14 protein-coding genes are annotated in these 11,065 nt (G+C 63.2%); 7 read left to right on the forward strand and 7 right to left on the reverse strand.

The window, feature by feature from the left end:
• Positions 1-32 precede the first annotated feature (32 nt).
• The 3 genes from HNQ71_RS13155 to def form a co-directional block, all read right to left on the reverse strand.
• Positions 33-458: a PIN domain-containing protein gene (locus tag HNQ71_RS13155; protein ID WP_184872971.1), complete on the reverse strand. Its 426-nt coding sequence runs from the start codon at positions 456-458 to the stop codon at positions 33-35.
• On the reverse strand, positions 455-742 hold the full coding sequence (locus HNQ71_RS13160; RefSeq protein WP_184872972.1) for a plasmid stabilization protein: 288 nt from the start codon (positions 740-742) through the stop codon (positions 455-457). Before HNQ71_RS13160 ends, HNQ71_RS13155 begins: the two co-directional genes overlap by 4 nt.
• 103 nt (positions 743-845) lie before the next feature.
• Positions 846-1,376 carry a peptide deformylase gene (gene def, locus HNQ71_RS13165; protein ID WP_184872973.1) on the reverse strand — a complete coding sequence of 177 codons (531 nt, stop codon included), beginning with the start codon at positions 1,374-1,376 and terminating at the stop codon, positions 846-848.
• A gap of 103 nt (positions 1,377-1,479) precedes the next feature.
• On the opposite strand from def, the gene HNQ71_RS13170 reads away from it, so the two are divergent.
• Positions 1,480-2,751, forward strand: a complete 1,272-nt coding sequence (locus HNQ71_RS13170) for a DNA recombination protein RmuC (protein WP_184872974.1) — start codon at positions 1,480-1,482, stop codon at positions 2,749-2,751.
• A 13-nt stretch (positions 2,752-2,764) separates the two neighbouring features.
• Here the strand turns inward: HNQ71_RS13170 and HNQ71_RS13175 are convergent, their stop codons facing one another.
• The 3 genes from HNQ71_RS13175 to HNQ71_RS13185 form a co-directional block, all read right to left on the reverse strand.
• Complete coding sequence (locus HNQ71_RS13175; protein WP_184872975.1) at positions 2,765-3,169, reverse strand: GFA family protein; 405 nt, start codon at positions 3,167-3,169, stop codon at positions 2,765-2,767.
• 27 nt (positions 3,170-3,196) lie between these two features.
• Positions 3,197-4,171 carry a cation diffusion facilitator family transporter gene (locus HNQ71_RS13180; protein WP_184872976.1) on the reverse strand — a complete coding sequence of 325 codons (975 nt, stop codon included), beginning with the start codon at positions 4,169-4,171 and terminating at the stop codon, positions 3,197-3,199.
• A gap of 94 nt (positions 4,172-4,265) precedes the next feature.
• Positions 4,266-5,075: a transglutaminase-like domain-containing protein gene (locus HNQ71_RS13185; RefSeq protein WP_184872977.1), complete on the reverse strand. Its 810-nt coding sequence runs from the start codon at positions 5,073-5,075 to the stop codon at positions 4,266-4,268.
• A gap of 212 nt (positions 5,076-5,287) precedes the next feature.
• Between HNQ71_RS13185 and HNQ71_RS35495 the strand changes: the two genes are divergently transcribed.
• Both HNQ71_RS35495 and sugE read left to right on the forward strand, forming a co-directional pair.
• Positions 5,288-5,413 (forward strand): hypothetical protein, encoded by a 126-nt coding sequence (locus tag HNQ71_RS35495; protein ID WP_013528464.1) that lies wholly within the window; start codon positions 5,288-5,290, stop codon positions 5,411-5,413.
• Between the two features lie 206 nt (positions 5,414-5,619).
• Positions 5,620-5,934 carry a quaternary ammonium compound efflux SMR transporter SugE gene (gene sugE, locus HNQ71_RS13190; protein WP_184872978.1) on the forward strand — a complete coding sequence of 105 codons (315 nt, stop codon included), beginning with the start codon at positions 5,620-5,622 and terminating at the stop codon, positions 5,932-5,934.
• A 203-nt stretch (positions 5,935-6,137) separates the two neighbouring features.
• Here the strand turns inward: sugE and HNQ71_RS13195 are convergent, their stop codons facing one another.
• Complete coding sequence (locus tag HNQ71_RS13195; RefSeq protein WP_184872979.1) at positions 6,138-6,566, reverse strand: DUF6481 family protein; 429 nt, start codon at positions 6,564-6,566, stop codon at positions 6,138-6,140.
• A gap of 221 nt (positions 6,567-6,787) precedes the next feature.
• On the opposite strand from HNQ71_RS13195, the gene HNQ71_RS13200 reads away from it, so the two are divergent.
• The 4 genes from HNQ71_RS13200 (at position 6,788) to HNQ71_RS13215 (ending at position 11,055) form a co-directional block, all read left to right on the forward strand.
• The gene (locus tag HNQ71_RS13200; RefSeq protein WP_184872980.1) at positions 6,788-7,849 is read left to right on the forward strand and encodes an LLM class flavin-dependent oxidoreductase; all 1,062 of its coding nucleotides are present in this window, start codon (positions 6,788-6,790) and stop codon (positions 7,847-7,849) included.
• Positions 7,850-7,950: 101 nt separating this feature from the next.
• Complete coding sequence (locus HNQ71_RS13205) at positions 7,951-9,120, forward strand: AI-2E family transporter (RefSeq protein WP_184873339.1); 1,170 nt, start codon at positions 7,951-7,953, stop codon at positions 9,118-9,120.
• Positions 9,121-9,188: 68 nt separating this feature from the next.
• Positions 9,189-10,190: an LLM class flavin-dependent oxidoreductase gene (locus tag HNQ71_RS13210; RefSeq protein WP_184872981.1), complete on the forward strand. Its 1,002-nt coding sequence runs from the start codon at positions 9,189-9,191 to the stop codon at positions 10,188-10,190.
• Positions 10,191-10,260: 70 nt separating this feature from the next.
• Positions 10,261-11,055 carry an inositol monophosphatase family protein gene (locus tag HNQ71_RS13215; RefSeq protein ID WP_184872982.1) on the forward strand — a complete coding sequence of 265 codons (795 nt, stop codon included), beginning with the start codon at positions 10,261-10,263 and terminating at the stop codon, positions 11,053-11,055.
• The last annotated feature ends 10 nt before the right edge of the window (positions 11,056-11,065 follow it).

Raw genomic sequence — 11,065 nt, forward strand, 5'->3', positions numbered from 1 at the left:
TATCCTGTCTTCTGTACACGCCGTGAGCCAGCTCAGGCACCGGCTTCGAACGGGTTTATTATCTTCAGGTCAAGGCCGTCAAAGTCCCGGACATTGCGGGTCGCCAGTGTGGCATCATGCGCAAGACAAATCGCGGCGATCATGGCGTCAGAAAGGCTGATTGGGCGGCCATTCTTCTCTCGGGCTGCCCTAAGCTTGCCGGCAAGTCGAGGGATCGAACCGGAAAATTCCACGATACGACCGGCAAACTGCTCGGCGACCAGGTGATCGAGCACGCGAACATAACGGTCCGATCCCGTCTTGTTCAAAAACCGTTCGGCACCGAACGATTGCTCCATGATGACTGGCCCGCACATGTAGAGTTCGAGCAAATCCTGTTTGCCGAACCATGCGGAGACATTCGTATCGGGCACAGGCTTGCTGGCTTCGGAAACGACATTGGTATCGAGGACGATCACTCGAAATCCTCGACTCGACGACCGAAGTCGCGTTTCCTGTCCGCTTCAATATCGTCCATTATCGCGGAAAATTCGTCGCCAATTGCGTCTTCAGCAACGAATGCCGAGCGAATCGCATCCCATGCGGAAAGACCCGGCACCGACACGCCTTCTCTTTCCGCGACCATACCTTTGCGCAAAAGATCGATCGCCTTGCCTGACAGGCTCTGGCCGCCCTTGCGTGCCGCTTGTTCGATTTCGCGCTTCAAGGGCTCGGGAATATCTCTGATCAACATGTCGCCCATGGATACCTCCGAGGTCTGATATCATTGATATCAAACTCCGTACCTATGCTCAACGAAATTCGTTGATTGACGAAGGACAGGGCGAAATCAACAGCGTGCCAGCCTATCCCACCATCTTGCCCGGCACCTTGTCCCTGGCCAGCTTCTTGAACTTCTTCACCACCATGTCGCGCTTCAGCTTCGAGATGTGGTCGATGAACAAGACGCCATTGAGGTGGTCGATCTCGTGCTGCAGGCAGGTCGCCATCAGCCCCTCGGCCTCGGTCTCCTGCAGCTTGCCGTCGCGGTCGAGATATCTGACCCGCACGCCTGCCGGGCGTTCGACCTCTGCATAGTAGTCCGGGATCGACAGGCAGCCTTCCTCGTAGACCGAGCGCGTGTCGGTGCTGCTCAGGATTTCCGGGTTGATGAAGACATGCGGTGCCGGCGTCTCGTCTTCCTTGGCCAGATCGATCACCAGCATGCGCATTGGTTCGCCGATCTGGATTGCCGCCAGTCCGATGCCGGGCGCGTCATACATGGTCGCCAGCATGTCGTCGGCTAATTTGCGCAAAGGCCCGTCGACGCGCTCCACCGGCTTCGAAACCTGGCGCAGGATGGGGTCGGGAAGGATGATGAGCGGCTTGATCGGCATGGCGTTCCACCTAAGACCTCCAGCGAAAAGCGTCAACCGGGGCGCCGAGGCACCGTTCACGTTTTGATCTGTGCCAGCCCTGCGAATCGGCTATGCTGTCCACATGAATGATCTGACTTCTATCCTTTCGGAGCCTGTCGCCCGGCTTGGTGCCTCTACGATCACGCTCGGCCATGCGCTGGCCGCCGGCGCATTGTTGTTTCTCGGCCTCTTCGTGGCCCTTGTCGTCGCGCTGTGGCGGTCGGCCAAGGCGCGCGCCGTTGCCGCCGCTGAAGCCGCCGACCATGCCCGCGACGCCGAAGCGCGCATGGCCGGCATATTGCAAAGCCAGGCCGAGATGCAGGGCCGCATGGGCGCTATCGCCGAAGTGTTCGGGGCACGCCAGGCCGAGCTGACGCAATCGATCGGCCAGCGCCTCGACGCCATGACCGGCCGCATCGGCCAGACCATGACCGAGCAGACCAAATCCACGCATGAGAGCCTGGCCAAATTGCAGGAGCGGCTGGCGATCATCGACACCGCGCAAGGCAACATCCAGTCGCTTGCCGGCCAGGTCGTGCAATTGCAGGCGATCCTCTCCAACAAGCAGACGCGCGGCGCCTTCGGCCAGTCGCGCATGGAGGCGATCGTTGCCGACGGCCTGCCGCATGGCGCCTACGAGTTCCAGGCAACGTTGTCGAACGGCAGCCGGCCCGACTGCCTGGTGAAAATGCCGAATGGCGCGCCGTCGCTTGCCATCGATGCCAAATTTCCGCTCGAAGCCTGGAACGCCATCCGCGCCGCCGATGGCGCCGACCTGCAGAAGGTCGCCGCCCAGGCCTTCCGCCGCGACATCGAGATCCATGTCCGTGATATATCTGAGAAATATCTGATCCAGGGCGAGACTCAGGACACCGCCTTCATGTTCGTACCGTCGGAATCGGTGTTCGCCGAGATCCACGAGAATTTCGAGGCCATCGTCCACAAGGCGCACCGCGCCCGTGTCGTCATCGTTTCGCCGTCGCTGCTGATGCTGTCGATCCAGGTCATCCAGGCGATCCTCAAGGACGCCCGCATGCGCGAACAGGCGCATCTGATCCAGGGCGAGGTCATCAGGCTGATGGAGGACGTTGCGCGCGTCGACGAGCGGGTGCGCAAGCTGCAGGTCCATTTCGGCCAGTCGGCCAAGGATATCGATGACATCCTCGTCTCGACGTCGAAGGTGACCAAGCGCGGCCAGAAGATCGAGGCGCTGGAGTTCGGCGCGCAGCCCGACGGTGAGGCTGGCCCTGAAGCCGCATCACGGCCTGCCACCGCGAAAGTTGAAGCTGGCGCCCGCGTCGCCGATTCGAAGACCGGGCAGCTCAGGCTGAGGGTCGTCGAAGGCGACGACTGACGCCTGAGGAGCGCTACTGCTCCTCCACGGTGGTGATGCCCTGGAATTCCGGCAGCCAGTGCAGCGCTGAACTGTGCCATTTCTGCTGTGTCGGGATCAAATCCTCGCGTTGCCGCGCGGTTCCCGCTCGAATTCCATAGACCTTTGGACCCTCTCCAACCGACGTGGCGTAAAGGTGCGAACCGCAGTCGGCGCAAAAGGCCTGGGCGCGCTTGGCCCCGCTCGCCCCGGTCTTGATATAGATTTTCGGCGTACCTTTGGTGATCCGGTAATGATCCTCAGGCGCGGGAACAGTCACCCGAAAGGCCGTGCCGGTCAGTTTCTGGCAGTCAGTGCAGTGGCAGATCGAGGTCTTTTCCGGGTCGACCTCCGCCTCGTAGGTGATGGCGCCACAGTGGCAGCCGCCGTCGATTTTCATCTTGTTTCTCCCTGCTTCGCCGGCATCTTAACCGGCCCGATCCGGCTCGTCTCCTGACGCGGCTTCAACAATCTTGCGCCGCCGTTCCCAGGTCCCGGTCGTCTGCGGCTTGACGAACAATCGCGTGATCTCGGGCATCTCTTTCTTCAGCCGCGCCTCCAGGCGCTCCACACACGCCTCGATCTCCGGCGCCGTCAGATGGTCCTCGAACTCGATGCTGAGAGCAGCGACGATCTCTTGCGGCCCCATGTGGACCGTCAGAACGCCGTTTGCCTTCTGCACCGCAGGATCCTGCTGGACGATAGCCAGCACCTGTCTCTGCACCTCCGGCGATGCCGGCTCGCCGATCAGCAGACCCTTGCTTTCGCGGGCCAGGAAGATCGCCGTCGCGCCTAAAATCAGCCCGATGCCGATCGAGGCCGCGCCGTCGAGTTCCGGCATCTCGAGCTGTTCCGCCGCCAGGATGCCGGCAAAGGCGACGATCAGGCCAAGCAGGGCTGCGCTGTCCTCGAACAGCACGGTGTAGACGCTGGGGTCCTTGCTCGACTGCACGGCCTGCAGCCAGCCCTCTTTGCCCTTCTGCTTGCGGAACTCCCTCAGCGCCACCAGCCAGGAACTGCCCTCGAACAGGAAGGACAGGCCGAGAACGATGTAGTTCACCTTCGCGTTGACGACAGGCTCTGGCGCCATGATGTGGATCACGCCTTCGTAGAAGGACACGCCGGCGCCCAGCGCGAAGACCAGAAGGGCGACGATGAAACTCCAGAAATAGAGTTCGCGGCCGTGACCGAGCGGATGCGTCCGGTCGGCCGGGCGGGCGGCGCGGTGCATGCCATAGAGCAGCAGGCCGCCATTGCCGGTATCGACTAATGAGTGCACGCCTTCCGACAGCATCGCCGAGCTGCCGGTGAAGAAGGCGGCGGCGAACTTGGTCAGCGCGATGGCAAGATTGCCGGCGAGCGCCGCGTAGATCACCCTTTTTGAGCCGCCATGCCCGGCCATGATGCTGCCCCCGTTCAAGGTGCCAGTCTAACGGCCAGCCCGTCAAAGCTCCACAAGACAACATAACGCGCGAACCGTCGGCTCGTTCGGTCGGCTATTCGACGATCTCGTCGGTCCAAACCTTGAAACCGGCAAGCGTGCCCGGCCCGAAGATATGGGTCAGCGGCACGTCGGCGGCGTCGCGACCGGAGGCGATCAGGATGCGGCCGATGCGCGGCGCATTGTTGCGCGGGTCGAAGACATGCCAGCGGCCGCCGAGATAGACTTCCATCCAGGCGGCGAAATCCATGCTCGACCACGGCTTTGGCGTGCCGATGTCGCTGATGTAGCCGGTGCAGTAGCGCGTCGGGATGTTGAGCGCCCGGCAGAAGGTGACCGCGAGATGCGCGTAGTCGCGGCAAACGCCACTCTGTTCGCGATAGGTTTCCGCCGCAGTGCGCGTCGGCCGCGCATTGCCGTAGTTGAAGGCGATATGATTGTGGACGAAATCGCAAACCGCCTGCACGCGCGCAATGCCGAGCGGCGTGTGGCCGAACAGCCGCCACGCCTCGCTCGCCAACAGGTCGCTCTCGCAAAAGCGGCTGGGCAGCAGAAACAGCAGCGTATCCGCCGGCAGGTCGCGCACCTCGTGCTGCCAGGCCATCAGGTCGCCCATCTCGAAGGTGCCGGGATCGCGGATCACCGCGTCGGTGCCGAAGGTGAACCGCCCTGGCGGAGCGACGAACCGGTTGCACCAATTGCCGAAACTGTCGCGGTAGCTCTCGATCGGCACGGGCGGGTTGGAGGTCAAGAAGTCCGGCCGCTCGAGGTCGGAGGCGCGGGAATAGTGGACATTCAGCATTGCGATGAGCGGTGTTTCCTGCGGAAAATCGAAACTCATCTCGCAGCCGATGTGGATTCGCATTGTCGTCCTGACCGGCCTGCCTGTTCATCGCCCGGCGAAAAGCCGGGCTGATGCTGCAGTGCGAAGATGACCATGGCACGGACCAGCATGGTTTACGAGCAAATTTGAAACCGGTTGAAAGCGGTCGGCTGGCGGCGTCGACCGGCGCTAGCCTCTTGCAGTCGGACGTTTCTCTTGTTTCACTTCGCTTCCCGCAATCGGAGGAACGAATCATGGCTAAAGGTGCGATGAAGGCAGGCAAGGAAGCCCGCAAGCCGAAGAAGGATGCCAAGAAACCCGCCCCGGCTCCAGCCCTGAAGGCGCCGCCGGTCAAGGCGATGAAGCTCAAGGACAAGTAGGTCCGGTTAAAACCCGTCCGAACGGGATTGCGACCGGCAACGTTGTTGCCGGTCGTTGTTGATCGAGCGCTCGAATTTCTTATATTGGCGGGGCGGGGACGACCTCGCGCTTTCCCCGAAAATCCGGCCGGGACGACCCGCCATTGTTGATTGGGCATAGGATTCCGAATCCGAGTTCGGTCCGATGCCTTGATGGAGCGTTGTCGATGGCGTGGACTCTTCTGTTTTTTGCCGGTCTGTTCGAGATCGGCTGGGCAATTGGCCTTAAATACACGGACGGCTTCTCGAAGTTGGCGCCGACCGTGCTGACCGTTGCCTCGATGATCGTCAGCCTCGCTCTGCTCGGCCTGGCGCTGAAGGCGCTGCCCGTCGGTACCGCTTATGCAGTCTGGACCGGCATCGGCACCGTCGGCACGGCACTGCTCGGCATCGGGCTGCTCGGCGAGCCGGCCACCGCGATCAGGCTGGCCTGCATCGCGCTCATCGTCAGCGGCATCATGGGGCTGAAGTTCGCCGCCTGATCATACCGGGCAAAGCGCGTCGCGTTTGAACGGGATTCAGATGGCGTGGTTTGGGGAGTTGCTTTTACGCCCGCCGTCTTCCCAACCGGGGCCACTTTTGGCCAACCGGGGCCAGTTTGGGGCGACAGGCATTGGACAAACACGTTCAGGGCCGCTGCAAGGCGACCCTGATCTTTGAAGCAGATTGCTCCGTTGCCTGGAGGCTAGCGGGCGGAGAAGCCTGGAGGCGTCCTGCCCGTGCGCTGCTTGCGCGCCGCATAACGCGCGTCGCGCTTGGCCTTGCGTTCGGCTTCGTCGGCCAGCAAACGGGCGATGCGCTCGTTCTCTTCGGCTTCCCGAATCTTGGCTTCAGCCTGTGCTGCCTCTTCGGCCGCGATGCGTGCCGCTTCGGCTGCTGCCTCGCGCTCGGCCTTCTCGACCGCCTCGCGTGCCAGCTTTTCCTGCTTCAGCCTGGCCTTTTCAGCCTCGCGAATCTGGCGAGCCTCAAGGATTGCCTTGCGTTCGGCCTGTCGTGCCAGCACCGTCGGATCGTCTGCTGCCGGCTTTGACTTGAAGCGCTCCAGAAGCGCCTTCTTTGCCTCGTTCGCGGCATTGCGCCGCTCGAAAATGTCTTTTTCCCTGTAGATAGCCAAGTCCACTTCCCTGAAGTCAATTCGCGAGGCTTACATACGCGCGAATGCCGAGAGTTCAAGCGCCAAAACGGCATGCCAGCCATGAAATTCCGCAATGTTGCACCCGGGAGACGTATTTTCGGCCGGAACCGGCATGCACTGTTCACCGTCCGCCCCTCTGGCGGCGAGGCGGGTCGATGGCTACCTCTAACCCGAAACTCCAACACCAGGATGACATTCGCATGGAACTCGGTCTCTACACCTTCGCCGACGTCAGCCCACAGCCCGGCCCCGGCGCGATCGGCCCGCATGAGCGGTTGCGCAACCTGATCGAGGAGGTCGAACTGGCCGACCAGGTCGGCCTCGACGTCTTCGGGCTCGGCGAGCATCACCGGCCCGACTATGCTGCCTCAGCGCCGGTCGTGGCGCTGGCCGCTGCCGCCGAGCGCTCGAAGCGCATCAAGTTGACCAGCGCGGTCACCGTTCTGTCCTCCGACGATCCGGTACGCGTCTTCCAGCAGTTCGCCACGCTCGATCTTCTGTCTGGCGGCCGTGCCGAAATCATGGCCGGGCGCGGTTCGTTCATCGAATCCTTCCCGCTGTTCGGCTACAATCTGGAGGACTATGACGAACTGTTCGCCGAAAAGCTCGACCTCCTGCTCGCCATCCGCGATCACGTGAAGGTCACCTGGTCCGGCAATCTGCGCGCACCGATCAACGATCGCGGCGTCTATCCCAGGCCGTTCCAGGACCGGCTGCCGGTCTGGATCGCCATTGGCGGCACGCCGCAATCGGCGGCGCGCGCCGGGGCGCTCGGCCTGCCGCTGGCGCTCGCCATCATCGGCGGCGAGCCGGCGCGTTTCGCGCCGCTGTTCGATCTCTATCGGGAGGCGGCCAAGCGCGCCGGCAACGATCCGGCAGGCCTCGCCACCAGCATCAACGTGCACGGCTTCATTGCCGAAACGACCGAGCAGGCGGCCGATGATTTCTACGGCCCGCAGGCCGAGGTGATGAACCGCATCGGCCGCGAGCGCGGCTGGGGCCCGACGTCACGGGCGCATTTCGACCAGTCGCGCGGCCCCAATGGCGCCCTGTTCGTCGGCAATCCCGAGCAGGTGGCCGAAAAGATCGTCGCCCAGCACAGGATCTTCGGTAACGACCGCTTCCTGCTGCAGATGGCGATCGGCACCATGCCGCACGCCAAGATCATGAAGGCGATCGAGCTATACGGCACCAGGGTGGCGCCGATCGTACGCAAGGAAACGGCGAAATCCGCGCCGGCGGTGCCGGCGCCCGTCGCGTAGGTCCGCGCTCCGGGCCTTGCCGGTTGACGGAACCTAAGCGGCGGCAGGGGCGTTTTTGTCAATGGATTGCACCAATTGCGGTGCGCCGGTGAGTGTCCATGATGAAAACCGAACCCGCTGCCTTGGGCGCAGGCGTTGCTGACGAGTCGGATCCACGCGTCGCGGCTCGCGCGGACGCGCATCTGATGCGTTCGCTGCTCATCGGTATCTTCCTGTTCATGGCGATCTATGCGCTTTACTTCGCCCGCGCCTTCTTCATGCCGGTGATCCTGGCTTTCCTGCTGGCGTTGACGCTGACACCGATCGTCCGGCTGCTGCGCAAGCGCGGCATTCCCGAAGTCGTGTCGGCGACCCTTCTGGTGCTTGGCTCGATCTGCATCTTTGCCAGTGCCGGCTATCTGCTCAGCGGCCCGGTCATCGACCTCATCAACAACACCTCGTCAATCGGCCAGCAGCTGACCGAACGGCTGGCGCAATTGCGGCGTCCGTTCGAGAGGATCATGCAGATCTCGCACCAGATCGGGCAGCTCACCGAGACGTCCCAGGAGGCCGGCATCCAGAAGGTGGCGGTCGCCCAATCAGGCATCCTGTCGTCGGCGGCCAGCAACATCCTGTCGGCGGGAACAAGCCTCACCATCATCTTCGTGCTGTCGCTGTTCCTGCTCGCTTCGGGCACGATGTTCTATGAGAAGATCATCCAGTCCTTCGCCAGCCTCAGCGAAAAGAAGCGGGCGCTGCGCGTCGTCTATGACGTCGAACGGGAAATCTCGCACTATCTGCTCACCGTCACCATCATCAATGTCGGCCTCGGCACGGTCACCGGCCTTGGCTTGTGGGCGCTCGGCATGCCCAACCCGCTGGTCTGGGGCGTCGCCGCCGCCCTGTTCAACTTCCTGCCTTATGTCGGGGCGCTGATGACCATCGTTCTGGTCGCGATCATAGCGCTCATCAGCTTCGACACCATCTCCTACGCGCTGCTGGCGCCGGCCTTCGTGCTGGTGTGCGACATCGTCGAAGGCCAGTTCGTGACACCGATGGTGGTCGGCCGGCGTCTTGAGATCAACGCCGTGGCGATCTTCATTGCCATCGCCTTCTGGTCCTGGCTCTGGGGTTTCGTCGGCGCATTGATGGCGGTGCCGCTGCTGGTCGTCATCAAGGTGTTCTGTGATCATTTCGAAGGGCTCAGCCCTGTCGGCAACTTCCTCGCCGCGCAGCACACGGCCGTCGTCGTGGACGATGACGTCGCCGACACGGAATCCGCAAAGGGCTGATCAATATTTTTGAATTTGCGGCGTCGCCGGGCGCTTCCTACATGCGGTCCTTACACAGGATCCCGTTCATGACCGCTCTATCCGTTCTCGACCTGTCGCCGATCATCGAAGGCAGCGATGCCTCGCAGTCGCTCGCCAACTCGCTCGATCTTGCCCGTCATGCCGAGCGGCTGGGCTACAAGCGCTACTGGCTGGCCGAGCATCACAACATGCCGGGCATCGCCAGTGCGGCGACCGCGGTCGTCATTGCCCATGTCGCCGGCGGCACCAGGACCATTCGTGTCGGCGCCGGCGGCATCATGCTGCCCAACCATTCGCCGCTGGTGATTGCCGAACAGTTCGGCACGCTGGCCGCCTTGCATCCGGGTCGCATCGATCTCGGTCTCGGCCGCGCGCCCGGCACCGACATGGGCACGGCACGCGCCTTGCGCCGCAATCTCGAGGCCGGCGTCGACAATTTCCCGCAGGATGTCGTCGAGCTGATGGGCTACTTCCGGCCGGCCGAAGAAGGCCAGCGCATCCGCGCCGTGCCGGGCGAGGGCCAGAACGTGCCGATCTGGATCCTCGGTTCCAGCCTCTACGGCGCGCAGCTCGCCGCCATGCTCGGCCTGCCCTATGCTTTTGCCTCGCATTTCGCGCCGGCGGAACTCGACCATGCTCTGGACGTCTACCGCTCGCGTTTCCAGCCGTCGGAGCAGCTCGACAAGCCGCATGTGATGCTCGGCCTCAACGTCTTTGCCGCGCCCACCGACGCGGAGGCGAGGCTGCTGTTCACCTCGCTGCAGCAGGCCTTCGTCAATCTGCGCACCGGCCGGGCCGGTCGGTTGCCGCCACCTGTCGAGAACTATGAGCGCGATCTCGATCCGATGGCCAAGACCATGCTTGGCCAGGCGCTGTCCTGCGCGGTCGTCGGGTCTCCCGAGACGGTCCGGCAGGGCATCGACGCGTTCGTGCGCCGCACCGGCGCCGACGAGCTGATGGTCACCGCGCAGATCTTCGACCATGCCGCCCGCGTGCGGTCGTTCGAGATCCTGGCCGAGGCCCACAAAGCGCTGTCGCAGGCGGCCTGATTCTTGGCTTGGAGGATACACGGTGCTTCTGCTAAGGGCGGGGCACCCTTCCGCAAGATCGAGCGCCCCCGTGAAAAATGACCATGACGCACGCATGCAGTTCGCCATCGAACTGGCACGGCGTGCCGGCGACCTCGGCCTGAAATATTTCCGCGACCTGGACAGCCTGACCATCGAGAGCAAGGGCCATCAGGACCTAGTTTCCGAAGCAGACCGCGAGGTCGAACTGTTCATCCGCGCCGCCATTGCCGCCGACTATCCGCAAGACGGCATCGTCGGCGAGGAGCATGCCTCGGTCGCGGGTTCGACGGGCTATGTCTGGGTGATCGATCCCATCGACGGCACCGCCAATTTCGTGCGCGGCATCCCGGCCTGGTGCGTGGTGATCGCCTGCGCCCTGCATGGCGAGACCGTGGTTGGCGTGATCCACGAACCGTCGACCGGCGAGACGTTTCACGGCCGGCTCGGCGGCGGCGCTTTCGTCGACGGCAGGCCGATCAAGACCAGCGCGAGCACCAGCCTGGAAGAAGGATCCGTCGGGACCGGATTTTCAAACCGCGCCGACACCGAAAATGTCGCCGTGTTGGTCCGCATGCTGCTGGCCGAGGGCGGTGTCTTCTTCCGCAACGCATCCGGCGCCTTGATGCTCGCCTACGTCGCCGCCGGCCGCCTGCTCGGCTATGTCGAGGAGCACATGAACGCCTGGGATTGCCTGGCCGGCATGCTTCTGGTCGAGGAGGCCGGCGGCATGGTCGTGAAACCCGATCCGAAGACGGTGCTGCAGGATGGAACGTTGGTGATATCTGGCGGCAAGGGCGTCTTTCCCAAGCTGCGGGAGCTTTGCCGCGGGCCGTTCAGGCTCTGAACGCTATCTT

The sequence above is a fragment of the Mesorhizobium sangaii genome, from assembly GCF_014207355.1.
Lineage (GTDB): Bacteria > Pseudomonadota > Alphaproteobacteria > Rhizobiales > Rhizobiaceae > Mesorhizobium > Mesorhizobium sangaii.